This window comes from Streptomyces sp. JH34, from assembly GCF_029428875.1.
Taxonomy (GTDB): Bacteria; Actinomycetota; Actinomycetes; order Streptomycetales; family Streptomycetaceae; genus Streptomyces.
Map to the genome: position 1 here is coordinate 731,523 of NZ_JAJSOO010000001.1, position 14,776 is coordinate 746,298.

The 14,776-nt window shown below is 71.9% G+C and carries 12 protein-coding genes; 6 read left to right on the forward strand and 6 right to left on the reverse strand.

Annotation, left to right across the window (positions count from 1 at the left end; genetic code table 11):
- Positions 1 to 88: 88 nt before the first annotated feature.
- A complete protein-coding gene (locus LWJ43_RS03455; protein WP_277330782.1) occupies positions 89 to 1,729 on the reverse strand; it encodes an ABC-F family ATP-binding cassette domain-containing protein in 1,641 nt (546 codons plus the stop codon).
- Positions 1,730 to 1,835: 106 nt separating this feature from the next.
- On the opposite strand from LWJ43_RS03455, the gene LWJ43_RS03460 reads away from it, so the two are divergent.
- Positions 1,836 to 2,768, forward strand: a complete 933-nt coding sequence (locus LWJ43_RS03460; RefSeq protein ID WP_277335798.1) for an FAD-dependent oxidoreductase — start codon at positions 1,836 to 1,838, stop codon at positions 2,766 to 2,768.
- A 13-nt stretch (positions 2,769 to 2,781) separates the two neighbouring features.
- Here LWJ43_RS03460 and LWJ43_RS03465 read toward each other — a convergent pair whose 3' ends face one another.
- Positions 2,782 to 4,521 (reverse strand): BCCT family transporter, encoded by a 1,740-nt coding sequence (locus LWJ43_RS03465; RefSeq protein WP_277330783.1) that lies wholly within the window; start codon positions 4,519 to 4,521, stop codon positions 2,782 to 2,784.
- A gap of 241 nt (positions 4,522 to 4,762) precedes the next feature.
- Between LWJ43_RS03465 and LWJ43_RS03470 the strand changes: the two genes are divergently transcribed.
- The gene (locus LWJ43_RS03470) at positions 4,763 to 5,812 is read left to right on the forward strand and encodes a LacI family DNA-binding transcriptional regulator (protein ID WP_277330784.1); all 1,050 of its coding nucleotides are present in this window, start codon (positions 4,763 to 4,765) and stop codon (positions 5,810 to 5,812) included.
- Positions 5,813 to 5,857: 45 nt separating this feature from the next.
- On the opposite strand, the gene LWJ43_RS03475 is transcribed toward LWJ43_RS03470, so the two are convergent.
- Positions 5,858 to 6,721, reverse strand: coding sequence for an oxygenase MpaB family protein (locus tag LWJ43_RS03475; RefSeq protein ID WP_277330785.1), 864 nt, complete (start codon positions 6,719 to 6,721; stop codon positions 5,858 to 5,860).
- Positions 6,722 to 7,146: 425 nt separating this feature from the next.
- Here LWJ43_RS03475 and LWJ43_RS03480 point away from each other — a divergent pair, with 425 nt between their 5' ends.
- Both LWJ43_RS03480 and LWJ43_RS03485 read left to right on the forward strand, forming a co-directional pair.
- The gene (locus LWJ43_RS03480) at positions 7,147 to 8,025 is read left to right on the forward strand and encodes an oxygenase MpaB family protein (RefSeq protein ID WP_277330786.1); all 879 of its coding nucleotides are present in this window, start codon (positions 7,147 to 7,149) and stop codon (positions 8,023 to 8,025) included.
- Positions 8,022 to 9,461, forward strand: coding sequence for an aldehyde dehydrogenase family protein (locus tag LWJ43_RS03485; protein WP_277330787.1), 1,440 nt, complete (start codon positions 8,022 to 8,024; stop codon positions 9,459 to 9,461). Before LWJ43_RS03480 ends, LWJ43_RS03485 begins: the two co-directional genes overlap by 4 nt.
- A 52-nt stretch (positions 9,462 to 9,513) precedes the next feature.
- On the opposite strand, the gene LWJ43_RS03490 is transcribed toward LWJ43_RS03485, so the two are convergent.
- Positions 9,514 to 10,146, reverse strand: coding sequence for a TetR/AcrR family transcriptional regulator (locus LWJ43_RS03490; protein WP_277335799.1), 633 nt, complete (start codon positions 10,144 to 10,146; stop codon positions 9,514 to 9,516).
- A gap of 98 nt (positions 10,147 to 10,244) precedes the next feature.
- Here LWJ43_RS03490 and LWJ43_RS03495 point away from each other — a divergent pair, with 98 nt between their 5' ends.
- Positions 10,245 to 11,417 carry an acyl-CoA dehydrogenase family protein gene (locus tag LWJ43_RS03495; protein ID WP_277330788.1) on the forward strand — a complete coding sequence of 391 codons (1,173 nt, stop codon included), beginning with the start codon at positions 10,245 to 10,247 and terminating at the stop codon, positions 11,415 to 11,417.
- 45 nt (positions 11,418 to 11,462) lie between these two features.
- Here the strand turns inward: LWJ43_RS03495 and LWJ43_RS03500 are convergent, their stop codons facing one another.
- Both LWJ43_RS03500 and LWJ43_RS03505 read right to left on the reverse strand, forming a co-directional pair.
- Positions 11,463 to 11,939, reverse strand: a complete 477-nt coding sequence (locus tag LWJ43_RS03500) for a macro domain-containing protein (RefSeq protein ID WP_277330789.1) — start codon at positions 11,937 to 11,939, stop codon at positions 11,463 to 11,465.
- A 41-nt stretch (positions 11,940 to 11,980) separates the two neighbouring features.
- Complete coding sequence (locus LWJ43_RS03505; protein WP_277330790.1) at positions 11,981 to 13,810, reverse strand: AMP-dependent synthetase/ligase; 1,830 nt, start codon at positions 13,808 to 13,810, stop codon at positions 11,981 to 11,983.
- 221 nt (positions 13,811 to 14,031) lie between these two features.
- On the opposite strand from LWJ43_RS03505, the gene LWJ43_RS03510 reads away from it, so the two are divergent.
- Complete coding sequence (locus tag LWJ43_RS03510) at positions 14,032 to 14,772, forward strand: MerR family transcriptional regulator (protein WP_277330791.1); 741 nt, start codon at positions 14,032 to 14,034, stop codon at positions 14,770 to 14,772.
- Positions 14,773 to 14,776 lie beyond the last annotated feature (4 nt).

Consider the following 14,776-nt stretch of genomic DNA (forward strand, 5'->3'; position numbering starts at 1 on the left):
GCATCCCCTGTCCGCCCGTCGTCGTTCCACCGGGCAGCCGTGCGGCCGTTCCGGGACGGACAGGCGATCGATCCGGCCGGGGTTCCGGTCAGCCGGCCTCGGTCACCCTGCCGTCGGCCACCACCACCCGGCGGGTCGTGCGGACCGCCTCCAGCATCCGCCGGTCGTGCGTGACCAGCAGGAGGGTCCCGGTGTACGCCTCCAGGGCCGACTCCAGCTGTTCGATCGCCGGGAGGTCCAGGTGGTTCGTCGGTTCGTCCAGGACCAGCAGGTTGACGCCCCTTCCCTGGAGCAGGGCGAGGCCCGCCCGGGTGCGTTCGCCGGGCGAGAGCGTCGTCGCGGGGCGCAGCACGTGCGCGGCCCGCAGACCGAACTTGGCGAGCAGGGTGCGCACCTCGGCGGGCTCGGTGTCGGGGACCGCGGCGCAGAAGGCGTCGAGCAGGCTCTCCGTGCCGTGGAACAGCTTGCGGGCCTGGTCGACCTCGCCCACCACGACGCCCGAGCCGAGGGACGCGTGGCCCGCGTCGAGCGGCAGCCTGCCGAGCAGCGCGGCGAGCAGGGTGGACTTGCCGGCCCCGTTGGCACCGGTGATGGCGACCCGGTCGGCCCAGTCGATCTGCAGGGTGGCCGGTCCGAAGGAGAAGCCGCCTCGGACGACGGCCGCGTCGCGCAGGGCGGCGACGACGGAGCCGGAGCGCGGTGCGGAGGCGATCTCCATCCGCAGCTCCCACTCCTTGCGCGGCTCCTCGACGACGTCGAGCCGCTCGATCATGCGCTGGGTCTGCTTGGCCTTGGCGGCCTGCTTCTCACTGGCCTCGCTGCGGAACTTGCGGCCGATCTTGTCGTTGTCGGTGGCCTTGCGGCGGGCGTTCTTGACGCCCTTGTCCATCCAGCCCCGCTGCATCTGGGCACGTCCCTCGAGCGCGGAGCGCTTGTCGGAGTACTCCTCGTACTCCTCGCGGGCGTGCGAGCGCGCGCGTTCGCGCTCCTCGAGGTAGGAGGCGTAGCCGCCGCCGTAGAGGTTGATCTGCTGCTGGGCGAGATCGAGTTCCAGGACCTTGGTGACCGTGCGCATCAGGAACTCGCGGTCGTGGCTGACCACCACGGTGCCCGCGCGCAGTCCGGACACGAAGCGCTCCAGGCGCTCCAGGCCGTCGAGGTCGAGGTCGTTGGTGGGCTCGTCGAGCAGGAAGACGTCGTAACGCGAGAGCAGCAGCGAGGCGAGGCCCGCGCGGGCCGCCTGACCGCCGGAGAGCGCGGTCATCGGCTGGTCGAGGCCGACGGACAGGCCGAGGTCGGCCGCGGTCTCCTCGGCTCGCTCGTCCAGGTCGGCGCCGCCGAGGTCCAGCCAGCGCTCCAGCGTCTCGGAGTAGGCGTCGTCCGCACCGGGCGCGCCGTCCACGAGGGCCTGGGTCGCCGCGTCCATGGCGGCCTGGGCGTCGGCGACCCCGGTGCGGCGGGCGAGGAAGTCGCGCACGGACTCGCCCTCGCGTCGCTCGGGCTCCTGCGGGAGGTGTCCGACGGTGGCGGTGGGCGGGGAGAGCCTCAGCTCGCCCTCCTCCGGCCTGTCGAGTCCGGCGAGCAGGCGGAGCAGCGAGGACTTTCCGGCGCCGTTGGCTCCGACGAGACCGATCACGTCGCCGGGGGCGACCACGAGGTCGAGTCCCGCGAAGAGTGTGCGGTCGCCGTGGCCGGCGGCGAGTTCCTTGGCGACGAGAGTGGCAGTCATCAGGGTGACGATCCTAGCCAACCGGTGGAGCCGGGTTTCCCTCCGGACCGGGGTGCGACCATGGCTCCTCCGGCCCCGGCACGGGCGGCGCGACGTGGGGACAGGGGTGGGCGCGGTGGCGGACGTGATCGTGGTGGGCGGCGGGGTCAGCGGGCTGACCACGGCCCTGCTGCTGGCGGAGCGCGGTCTGCGGGTGCGGGTCTGGTCCCGGGACGCGGTCACGGCGACGACCTCGGCCGTGGCCGGCGCGCTGTGGTGGCCGTACCGGATCGAGCCCGCGGAGCTGGTGGGCGCGTGGTCGCTCGAGACGCTCCGGGTGTACGAGGAGCTGGCCGCGGTCCCCGCGGAGACCGGCGTCCGCATGGTCGCCGGGGTGCACGGGGGCGAGCGGCTGGCCGCGCTGGGGCCGTGGGCCCGCAGCCTGGATCAGGTCTCCGAGGTGCCGGAGGGGTTGCGGGTGACCCTTCCGCTGATCGACATGCCCGCGCATCTGCGCTGGCTGGCGGGCCGGCTGGCCACGGCGGGCGGCGTGGTCGAGCGGCGTACGGTACGCGGTTTCGAGGAGGCGGCGGCCGAGGCGCGGGTGGTGGTCAACTGCACCGGTCTCGGCGCCCGCGAGCTGGTCCCGGATCCCGGGGTGAGGGCGGTGCGGGGGCAGTTGGTGGTGGTGGAGAACCCCGGCATCGACGAGTGGTTCACCCACGCGGACCCGGCGTCGAGCACGACGACGTACCTCTTCCCGCAGCCGGGCGGGCTGGTGCTGGGCGGGACGGCGGAGGTGGACGATCCGCGGAGGGAGCCCGACCCCGGCACGGCTCGGGAGATCGTGGAGCGTTGCGCGCGGGTGCGGCCGGAGATCGCCGGGGCCCGTGTCATCGGCCACCGCGTGGGTCTGCGGCCCTCCAGGGACGCGGGGGTGCGCATCGAGGCGGAGGACCTGCCGGGCGGTGGTCTGCTGGTGCACAACTACGGGCACGGGGGCGCCGGCGTGACGGTCGCCCGGGGCTGTGCGCGGGCTGCGGCCCAGCTGGTGGGCTGAGCCGCAGCATCCGTCAGGACGGCGGGTCGTGCTTGTGGCGTTCGTCGGTGGTGATCTCCGCCGTGCCCGGCCCGATCCGGATCTCGAAGTCGCCGTCGTACTTGGCGTGCCCCTCGATGACGGCCGATTCGACGGCCTCCACGCCGAACTCCCGGCGGACGATCATCGGGTCGTGCCGCAGGTCCCGCATCAGCGCCACGCACATGCCGATCATGACGATGGTGAAGGGCGCGGCCACGAGAATGGTCAGGTTCTGCAGACCGGCCAGCGCGTCGCCCTGGCCGTCGCCGATGAGCAGCATGACGGCCGCCACGGCTCCGGTGACGACGCCCCAGAAGATCACGACCCACCTGGAGGGTTCGAGGACGCCCTTCTGGGAGAGCGTGCCCATCACGATCGACGCCGCGTCGGCACCGGAGACGAAGAAGATGCCGACCAGGACCATCACCAGGATGCTCATGAGGGTCGCGACGGGGAACTGCTGCAGGACACCGAAGAGCTGCGCCTCCGGGGTGTCGCCGATGCCCTTGAGCTGCCCGGACTCCTCCAGCCTGATCGCCGACCCGCCGAACACCGCGAACCAGACCAGACTGACCGTGCTGGGCACCAGGATGACGCCGCCGACGAACTGACGGATCGTCCGGCCCCGGCTGATCCTGGCGATGAACATGCCGACGAAGGGCGTCCAGGAGATCCACCAGGCCCAGTAGAAGACCGTCCAGCTGGCGAGCCAGTCCGCCACCTCCCCCTTGCCCGTGGCCTCGGTGCGCCCGGCGAGCTGGGCGAGGTCACCGAAGTAGGCGGCGATCGAGGTGGGCAGCAGGTCCAGCACGATGATGGTGGGCCCCGCGATGAAGACGAAGACCACGAGGATCAGCGCGAGGACCATGTTGATGTTGGACAGCCACTGGATGCCCTTCTCGACCCCGGAGACGGCGGAGGCGACGAAGGCGACCGTCAGGGCGGCGATGATCGCGACCAGCAGGCCGGTGCCGGTCTTCTCCATCCAGTTGAGCTCCTGGAAGCCGCTGCCGATCTGGAGGGCGCCGAGACCGAGCGAGGCAGCGGACCCGAAGAGGGTCGCGAAGATGGCGAGGATGTCGATGACCCGGCCGACCGGGCCGTGGGCGCGCTTCTCACCGATGAGGGGGACGAAGACCGAGCTGATCGTCTGCCTCCTGTGCCGGCGGTAGGCGCTGTACGCGATGGCGAGCCCGACGACCGCGTAGATCGCCCAGGGGTGGAGGGTCCAGTGGAAGAGGGTGGTCGCCATCGCCGTCTGCATGGCCTCGGCGGCGTCCTCGGGACGGGTTCCGGGCGGCGGATTCACGAAGTGGGCCAGCGGCTCGCTCACTCCGTAGAACATCAGGCCGATCCCCATGCCCGCGCTGAACATCATCGCGACCCAGGAGATCGTGCGGAATTCGGGCTCCTCGCCCTCCTGACCGAGCGAGATCTTCCCGTACCGGCTGATGGCGAGCCAGAGGGCGAAGACCACGAACCCCGAGGCCGCCAGCATGAAGGCCCAGCCACCGTTGTGGATGAGGCCGGTGAGGAGCGTGCTGGAGACGTCCTCCAGCGAGTTCGTGGCCGTGGAACCCCAGATCACGAAGGCGACGGTCAGCACCGCCGTGACGCCGAAGACCACCCGGTCGGTCGTGGGCCGCCGGCCGTGGTGCGGCTCGGCGGGTAGCTCGGCCGTGACCGGGAGATAGTCCCCCCGCCCGCCGGAACCCTGCTCGTCTTGTGACACAGAAGGCACCTTTCACGCAGCGCGAAATTTCGCTCTCCGTAGGCAGTACCACACGCGCTGTGTCACACGTGGGATCAACAAGCCGTTCCGTCTTGACCGTTTGTGAGCCGATATGCCCCCGCGTCGCTGTCCGAATCATTCGCCCGGCTGCCCGGACCGGGCGGTTAGGCTGACAGCGTTCGTGACGAACCCGCCGGTTCCAGCCGTTCCCAGCGTGGGACGCGCGTACGAGGAGCGACCCTTGCCCGACCCGACCCCCGAACCGCAGCGGGACGTCCGGCCCACCCTGGAGGCCGTGGCCGCCCGCGCCGGTGTGTCCCGGGCGACGGCGTCCCGTGTCGTCAACGGCGGTGCGGGCGTACGTCAGCCCTTGGTGGACCAGGTCCGCAAGGCGGTCGACGAACTCGGCTACATCCCGAACCACGCGGCACGGACACTGGTCACCCGGCGCAACGGCGCCGTCGCGGTGATCATCGACGAGCCCGAGTTCAGGGTGTTCTCCGACCCGTTCTTCTCCCGCCAGATCCGCGGGATCAGCCGTGAGCTCAACGCCCACGACGCGCAGCTGGTGCTGCTCCTGGTGGAGGGCAGCGGTGACTTCGACCGGGTCGCCCGCTACCTGGCCGGTGGCCATGTGGACGGCGTGCTCGCCTTCTCCCTTCACACCGACGACGAACTGCCTTCGATCATCCGGCGGTTCCGGATCCCGACGGTCTACGGGGGCCGCCCGGAACACACGGCCCTGGGCGACGACGCGCCGCAGGTGCCCTATGTGGACTGCGACAACCGGGGCGGCGCCCGCAAAGCCGTGCGGCATCTGGTCTCGCTCGGCCGGCGGCGCATCGGGCACATCACCGGGCCCCGCGACCAGGTGTCGGCGCTCGACAGGATCGACGGGTACCACGACGTGCTGCCGGACGCGGGACGGGAACTCGTCGCGGACGGTGACTTCACCGCGGAGGGCGGGGCCCGGGCCATGGCGGACCTGTTGGACGCCCGTCCGGATCTCGACGCCGTCTTCGTGTCCAACGACCTGATGGCTTCGGGTGCCCTGCGGGTGCTGCGCGAGCGGGGCGTCCGGGTTCCGGAGGACGTGGCCGTGGTCGGGTTCGACGACATGACACCGGTGGCCGAGGCCACCGAACCGCCGCTGACGACGGTCCGTCAGGACGTCGAGGGAATGGGGCGGTTGATGGTAAGACTGCTGATGGAGCGGCTGAACAGCGGCACGGGCGCCTGGCCGGAGTCCGTGATCACCCCGACCGAACTGGTCCGCCGGGCCTCGGCCTGAGACCGCCCCCGGCGTCGCGGCCCCTGCCGCGCGGGCACACGGGGGTCATCCCGTCCACCGGCCTGCCCGCCACTCGGCACGTGCCGACCTGGCGCGCGGCAGATAGCGCAGCCGCTCGGGGAGCAGGGGCACGACGCGCCGCACCACCGCACCGAAGCGCCGCAGGCGCCGTTCCTGCGCCGGGGACCAGTCGAGCCCGATGGCCTGTCGGGCGTCCGGCGGCATCAGCCCGACGGTGAGGAACCCGCGGAACCGGGCCAGCGGCGGCAGAAGCACCGGCCACAGCGCCTTCAGGAGCAGCCGGAGGGCGAGGGGGCCCCGGTCGGGCGGCGGTACGGCGGCATCCGTGGCGACCAGTTCCCGTACGACGACGGTGGCCTCCACCTCCTCGGCCAGCATCCTGCGGTAGTAGGGCCAGAACTCCTCGATCGTCTGCGGCATGTCCCGGTCGTGGATGCCCAGGATCCGGCCGACCTGGAGCCACTCCCGGTACAGGGCGCGTTCCTGCGCCTCGGTGAGCGGACGGACCAGGTAGCGCGAGGCGTGCCGGTAGACGGGGAAGCCTGTCGCATGCACCCACGCGTAGTTCGCGGGCGTGAGCGCGTGGTAGCGGCGGCCGCGGGTGTCGGTCCCCTGGATCGTGCGGTGCAGTCTCCTGAGCCTGCGCCCCTCCTCGGCGGCGGCCTCTCCCCCGTACACCCAGAGCTGGAGCGAGCTCAGGGACCGCTCGCCGCGGCCCCAGGGGTCCGTACGGAAGACGGAGTGTTCGTCGACGCCCGCTCCGACCGCCGGGTGGGCGACCTGGAGTGTGAGGGCGGCGGGCAGCATCAGCAGTCCGCGGACGTCGCCCGCGAGGCTCCACAGGACGCCGCCCGGCGGGGGCGGTGAGGGCTCTCCCGTACTGGTCATGCCGGTGCTCCCGGGGTCGGCGGCTGCTCGGACCGGCGCCTGGTCCGTCCGGGTTCCAGTATGCGAGCGCGAGCGCGCGGGCCGGAAACGGGGGCGGCCCCGCCACCCCCGGCTCTCGCGGGCGCGCCCGTAAGGGGCTCCCCTGCTCGATTTCCTGTCAGCAGTGTTGACGCACCCTATGAAACAAGTCAATAGTATTTGTAACTTTGACTCTCAGGACGAGAGGTGCCGTCACATGCCGACCGCAGCCGACGAGTTGTGCCCTGATGCCGTACCCGCCGGAGGCGACCCGCTGCGACGTCCGTCCCCTCGGTGATCCCGGCGGGGGCGGCCCGGACTCTCCTCCACGCCCCGGACATCCGCCGCACCCGCCTCACCGCGTGCCCCGTACCTGAAACGGCCGTACCGACCAAGGAGGTTGCACCATGGGCCGCTACAGCAGACTCCGCGAGATCCGCCGGATGGATCCCGCCCGCGACTGTGCCGAGATACTGCGGCTGATGTCCCAGTACGAGTTCCCCTGGGACTATCGGCAGGGCATAAGCGTCGCGTTCCTGCGCGACTACGGCGTCCCGAGGATCTCCGTGCTGCTCGACCGCACCCAGGAGTTCGAGCGCAACGGCCAGAAACGCTACGACGACACCGTCCTGTTCGGCTACGAGCTGGCGGCGGAGGGTTTCGACTCCGAGCGTGCCCGGGCCGCGGCCCGCCACCTCAACCGGATCCACGGCAGGTACCGCATCCCGAACGAGGACTACCTCTATGTGCTGGCCACCACGGTCGTCGGCCCGAAACGCTGGATCGACCGCTTCGGATGGCGGCCTCTGTGCGCGCAGGAGACCGCGGCACTGGCCGAGGTGGGGCGGCGGATGGCCGCCATGATGGGCATCGAGGGCGCTCCCGGGACCTACGAGGGCTTCGAGGAGCTACTCGACTCCTACGAGGACCGGATGTTCGCGTACGACCCGGCGAACCGCCGCGTCGCCAACGCCACGTTCCGCGTGATGGCCGCCTGGTACCCGGCGCCGCTGCGTCCCCTGATGGCCAGGTTCTCGCTGGCCCTCCTGGACGAGCCGTTACTGCGGGCGCTGGGGTTCCCCGCTCAGCCGCGGTGGGTGCGGGCGGCGGCCGTACGGATGGTGCGTGCCCGGTCGCACGGTGTGCGCCTGCTGCCGGCCCGTCCCCGGTGGCTGCCCTCCCGCCCCCGGCCGCGCAGCTACCCCTTCGGATATCAGCTCGACGACCTCGGCCCGCACTGGGCGCAGAGCCGTCCGCTGGAACCCCTTCCCCTGGAGGCGTCATGACGACCGGGACGAACCATGCCGTGCACACCGTCGAGGACGTCCGCGCCGCTGTGGCGCGGGCCAGGAGAGCCGGGCGGAGCTGGGCCGCGCTCGGGGCGCGGGATCGCCGCGCCGCACTGCTGCGGTGGAAGCGTTCCCTGGCGGCCCGGGCGGACGAGTTCGCGCGGCTGATCGCGTCCGAGACCGGGAAACCGGTGCACGACGCGCGGGCCGAGGTGCTGCTGACGGTGGTCCATCTCGACTGGGCCGCACGCAACGCTCACCGGGTGCTGGGCCGGCGGCGGGTGCCGTCCGGCCTCCTGTCGCTCCATCAACGGGCGTCGCTGGCGTACCGCCCGCTCGGAGTGATCGGTGTGATCGGGCCCTGGAACTATCCGCTGTACACACCGATGGGTTCGATCGGCTACGCCCTCGCGGCGGGCAACGCCGTGGTGTTCAAGCCGTCCGAGCTCACACCGGGGGTGGGGGTCCTGCTGGCACGGAGCTTCGGGGAGGCGGTACCGGGGCACGCGGATCTGCTGCAGGTGCTCACCGGCCCGGGGTCCACCGGGGCCGCGCTCGCCGGGGCGGAGGGCCCGTCCGGTGTGGACAAGGTCGCCTTCACGGGCTCACCGGGAACCGCTCGCAAGGTCGCGGCGGCCTGCGCGGCCACGCTCACGCCGCTGCTCGCCGAGTGCGGGGGCAAGGACGCGGTACTGGTAGCGGCGGACGCCGATCTGGACGCGGCGGCCGACGCGATCGTGTGGGGCGCGATGGGCAACGCCGGCCAGACCTGCGCCGGAGTGGAGCGGGTGTACGCGGTGGAGTCGGTGTACGAGGCCCTGTGCTCCCGCGTCGTGGACCGTGCACGGGCACTGGCGCCCGGCGAGGCCTACGGTCCTCTCACGCTGCCGTCCCAGCTCGACGTGGTGGAGCGGCATGTGAAGCAGGCCCTGGTGGACGGCGGCACGGCCAGGCTCGGCGGGCCCGACGCCCTGCGGGCCCTCGTGCTCGGTCCCGTGGTGCTGTCGGGCGTGCCGGAGGACTCACCGGTCGTGACGGAGGAGACCTTCGGCCCGGTCGTCGTGGTGAACCCGGTGCGCGACATGGACGAGGCCGTGGAGCGGGCCGAGGCGTCGGCGTACTCGCTGGGCGCCGCCGTGTTCACCCGGTCCCGGGCGGCGGGGCTCGCGCTCGCCGAGCGCCTCGGCTCCGGCGCAGTGTCGGTGAACTCGGTGCTCGGCTTCGCCGCGATCCCGTCGCTGCCGTTCGGCGGCGCCGGCGAGTCCGGGTACGGGCGGATCCACGGCGAGGAGGGTCTGCGGGCCTTCGCCGCACCGCATGCGGTGACGGTGCGGCGCTTCGCACCGCCGGTGGACCTGACGTCGTTCGCGACTCCCGGGGAGAAGGTCGCCCGCGCGGTCGAACTGGGCAGGAGGCTGCACGCCCGCTTCTGAGGACGGGCGCCCGGAGCCGGACACCACGGTCACCCGGAGCCCGGCGCCCCGGTCACCCGACGCTGAGCAGCGGAGCCAGATAGCGGCGGGCGAAGGCCCCCACCTGCTCGTCGTCGTCGAGTTCGAAGCTGCTCACCGGGTTGAGGAGGAAGGAGACGGTGATCCGCACCATCAGTTCGGCGACCGGTGTCGGGTCCGTCTCCGGCCGCCCCTCGGCACGCTGGGCGTGGCGGAGCCGGTCGGCCAGATATCCGCGCATCGCGAGGAAGGCGGGGCCGCTCTCCAGCGTGAGGAAGGGGAGCATGATCTCCGGCTCCAGCTTCAGCAGCCCACCCACCAGCGGGTGTTCACGGATGTGCCTGAGGACGGTGACGAAGCCGGCGACGAGCCGGTCCTCCATGGTGGGCAGTGCGGCCACCGCCTCGTCCACGTCCTTCACGAATCTGCGGTACTCCCGCAGCAGGCAGGCGGAGACGAGGCTGTCCTTGTTGCCGATCCGGCGGTACACGGTGACGCGCGAGACCTTGGCGCGCTTGGCGACGTCGTCGACGGTCGAGCGGCGCAGCCCGAAGGTCATGAACTGTTCGCGCGCCGCGTCCAGGATCTGTTCGCTCAGCGCGTCGGACGGCGGCGTCTCGCCGAGCGCCCTGGCCAGCAGTGTCTCGTCGGTGCCCGGTGCCGCCATGAACTCTCCCCGTCCGTCGTCGCCCATCACTCAACCATACCGAATGCGCAACATTGTTACCTGATCCGTTGCTTTGTAACCCCTTCCGGAGGTCTTCCATGTCCACCACGCCCACGGCCCATGCCCTCCCGCGATCGCTCTCCGCCGAGCAGCGGGCATTCGTCACGGCGTTGCGCGACTTCGCCCGCCGGGAGTGCGGCACGCGGGAGCAGCGCGACGCGCTGGCCGCCGAGGCGGGCGGCCCGCACGCCCCTTCGCTCTACGCCCGGCTGGCGGAGCTCGGCTGGCTCGGTGTGTGCCTGCCCGAGGCGTACGGGGGCTCGGGCGGCGGAATGACGGACGCCTGCCTCTTCCTGCGGGAGACCTCGCGGGGTCTGGTGCCCGCGGGTGGGTTCATCACCTCGGTGATCACGGCGAAGGCGTACGAACGCTTCGGGAGCGAGGCGCAGTGCGAGGCGGCGGTCGGTGGTGCGGTGGCCGGCCGGGTGCTGTCGATCGCGATGTCGGAGCCGGAGGCGGGATCGGACGTGGCGGCCCTGCGGTGCGGCGCCGAACGCACCCCGGACGGCGGCTGGCTGGTCAACGGCCACAAGACGTGGATCTCCAACGCGCATCTGGCCGAGCACATCCTGCTGGTGGCCCGGACCGACGCGAGCGGCACGAAACGCGAGGGGCTGACCATGTTCCATGTCCCCGCCGGGACGCCCGGGATCCGGATCCGTCCCATCGAGACCATGGGCGGCCGCGAGGTCAACGACGTCTACTTCACCGATGTCAGGCTGCCCGCCGACGCCGTGGTCGGCGCGGCCGACCACGCCTGGCCCCAGCTGATGGCCGGTCTGGACGCGGAGCGGCTCTTCCTGGCGGCGAACATGCTCGGCCTGGCCGAGCGGGTCCTGGAGGACACCGTCGCGTACGTGCGCGGACGTGAGCAGTTCGGCCGCCCGGTCGGCTCCTTCCAGGCGCTGCGGCACCGGCTGGCCGACCTGGCGACCGAGATCGAGTGCGCGCGGCTGCTGGTCTTCGAGGTGGCGGCGGCCTGTGACGCGGAGCCGGACAAGCGGTTCTCCCGTGAGGCGTCCATGGCGAAGCTCAAGGCGACCGAGACGGCCCGGCACGCCGCGCTGGAGGGCATGCAGATGATGGGTGGCTACGGCTACGCGACCGAATACGACATGGAGCGCCATCTGCGTGCGGCGGTCGTGTCGACGGTCTACGGCGGCACGAGCGAGATCCAGCGCGACATCATCGGCAGGAGCTACGGCCTCTGAGCGCCAGGGTGCCCCCGCTCCGGGCGGGGGCACCCTGCTCGGGTCTCATCCGTGGTCGTACACCGTGACGTGGACACCCCGGTCCACCAGGCGCTGGGTGACGAGGGGTTCCACCCTGGTCCAGGTGCCGCCCGCGGGGCCGCAGCCGATCCTCGGCATGTGCACCGAGGCACCCAGCACGGCGGCCTGCTCCGCGACCTTGCGCAGCCCCTCGTCGATCGCCTCGTAGCGCACCGGAACGCCCTTGCTGCCTCTTCGCATACCCCGCTGGCCCACGACGTTCGCCACCCAGATGAAGGGCTCGACCTGGACGAACTGCGCGGCCCCGAGCCCGAAGTCGTTGCCGGCGCGCTCGCGGTGCCAGCGCCGGTAGGCGGCTTCCGGGCCGGGCCGGCGCCGGGACAGGGCGAGAACGAAGCCCTTGCCCCAGCCGCCGAGGTCGTTGCAGACGTGCACGATCAGCTTGACGCCCTTGCCCTGGGGCGCGGTGGCGTCCCCCCGCACATAGGTGATCCCCGACATGCCTCCACCGTACGGTCCGCCACCGACAACGGTCCCCCCGCTCAGGCCTCTCCCTCCGCGTACAGCGCGTCGAGGACCTCGGCGTAGCGGTCTCGGATCACCCTGCGGCGCAGTTTCAGCGAGGGGGTCAGTTCGCCCGTCTCGGGGCCCCACTCCCGCTCCAGCAGCCGGTAGCGCTTGATCTGCTCGGTGCGGTTCAGCCGGGCGTTGGCGGCCTCGACCGCGCGGGCGATCTCCTCCCGCACCGCGGGGTGGGCCGCCGGGTCCCCCTCGATGCCGTGGGCCGCGGCCCAGGCGGGCGCCATCTCGTTGTCGAGGACGAGCAGGGCCACCAGGTAGGAGTGTCCGTCGCCGTGGACGAGCGCCTGTCCGACCAGCGGGTGCTCCTTGAGCGTGTTCTCGACGAGCGCCGGGGAGACGTTCTTCCCCGTCGAGGTGATGATCATTTCCTTCTTGCGGTCGGTGAGCCAGAGGTAGCCGTCGTCGTCGACCCGGCCGATGTCGCCGGTCGCGAACCAGCCGTCCGCGTCGAGCGCCCCGTCCACGGTGCCGTCGGCGCGCAGGTACCCGGCGAACACCGTCTCGCCGCGGACCAGGATCTCGCCGTCGTCGGCGACGCGGAGCTCCAGGCCCTCCAGCGGGCGCCCCACCGATCCGAGGCGGAAGGCGGACGGGCTGTTGGTGGTGAAGACCCCCACGGTCTCGGTGAGTCCCCAGGCGTCCATGACGACGATGCCGAATCCCGCCCAGAAGCGCACCACGTCCAGGGGCATCGGCGCGGAGGCACTGGCGGTCCACACCAGCCGTTCGAAGCCCGCGAGCGAGAGCAGAGGGTCCAGGACCGTCTCCTTGGCCGCCCGGTAGGCGGATTCCAGCTCGGCGGAGGGCTGTTCGCCGCGCTCGCGGCAGGACACGTGCTCCCGGGCCGTCGCGTTCGCCGCCTCGATGGCGGCCGTCTGCTCCTCGGGGAGCGTCGCCAGCGCGGCGCGCACGGAGGCGGCGAGCTTCTCCCACACCCGGGGTACGCCGAAGAACTGGGCCGGGTGCAGGGTGCGCGCGGTGGACGCGACGGCCGCGGCGTCCGCGCAGAGGTGGACGTGGGAGGCGCGGAAGACCGGCAGGTAGATGCCCAGCATCCGCTCGGCGATGTGGGCGAAGGGGAGGTAGCAGATGTGCTCCACGTGGTCGGGCAGCTCCACCACCCGGTCCAGGGCGAGGGCGTTGACGACGACACTGCGGTGGGTGATCGGAACGGCCTTCGGGTCGCCCGTGGTGCCCGAGGTGTAGACGACCGTCAGCGGGTCCTGGGCACGGGTCTCCCGCCACGCCTTGTCGAACGCCTTCTGGCTCCACAGGCGTTCGCCCGTCACGCGCAGTTCGCCGTAGGACAGATGCGTCCCGGTGGCGGCCGGCTCCACGACCACGAGCTTCTCCAGCGGTACGGTGGCGTCCGCGAGCAGGGGTTCCCAGCGCTCCCGCTCCCTGGGGCCCTCGACGATCGCGAGACGGGCGCGGCTGTGCCGGGCGATGTGGGCGATCTGGCCGGGCGCCGCGGTGCCGTACACGGTGACGGGGACGGCACCGAGGTGGGTGAGGGCCAGGTCGCTGAGCCAGTGCTCGGGCCTGTTCCCCATCATCATGAGGACCTGTTTGCCGCGTTCCACCCCGAGGGCGCTGTATCCGGCGGCGAGCACGGCCGTCTCCCGGCGTACGTCCCGCCAGGTGAGGGTGGTCCATCCTCCGTCGTCCCCGCCGTCCGCCGCCCGCCAGGAGAGGGCGGGGAGGTCGCCGTGGTCCTCGGCGTTGCGCAGCAGCAGCGCGGGAAGGGTGAGTTGATCGGGTTCGGTGGGAAGTCGCAGGATCGTGGTCACGGCCGCCTCCTGTCCGTTCGGCCGGACCGGTGCGGTCCGTACCGGGGGTGGGACTGCGCTTCGATGCTGCCGGACACTTTCACAACAGTGGTGAGACAGCAATACTGTTGCACCGGATCGACGCAGGAAAGAGGAACGGCCCGGCGCAGTGGCGGGCTTCGCACGGTGGTACAGGGGTGACGGCACCGGGAACAGCGGTGCCCGGGCAACGAGGAGTGGACATGGCGACCGGGACGGACGAGCCGACGCTGACCGTCGACGAACTGGCGGCACGTGCGGGAGTCACCGTGCGCACCGTGCGCTTCTACAGCACCAGGGGCCTGCTCCCGCCACCCGTGATCGGCCCCCGGCGCGTCGGGCACTACGGACACGAGCACCTCTCCCGGCTGGCGCTCATCGAGGAACTCCAGCACCAGGGCATGACGCTGGCGGCCATCGAGCGCTACCTCCAGCAGCTGCCGCCCGACCTGAGCGCGCAGGACCTGGCGATCCACCGCGCCCTGGTGGCGTCCTGGGCGCCGGACTCGGCCGAGGACATGGAGCGCGCCGAACTGGAGCGCCGGGCGGGCCGGGAACTCAGCGGGCAGGACGTGGACCGGCTGGCGGCCATGGGGGTGCTGGAGCGCCCCACGAAGCCCGGAGGGCCCTTCCTCGTGGACCCGGGCCTGCTGCGGCTCGGGGTGGAGCTCCTGGAGGTGCCCATCGCGCACGAGACGATCCTGGCCGCGCGCACCGTCCTGCTGGAGCACACCCGCTCGGCCGCCCACGAGCTGAGCCGGCTCTTCCGGGACGAGGTGTGGAACCCCTACCGGGAACGGGAGTCGGACCCCGAGCACGTGAAGGCGATGAAGTCGCTCTCGGCCCATATGCAGCCGATGGTGCTGCAGGCGCTGCTGACGGCCTTCCAGCGGTCGCTGAAGGAGGAACTGCGGGCCGCTTTCACCGCGCACGAGGAGCGGTGAAAGC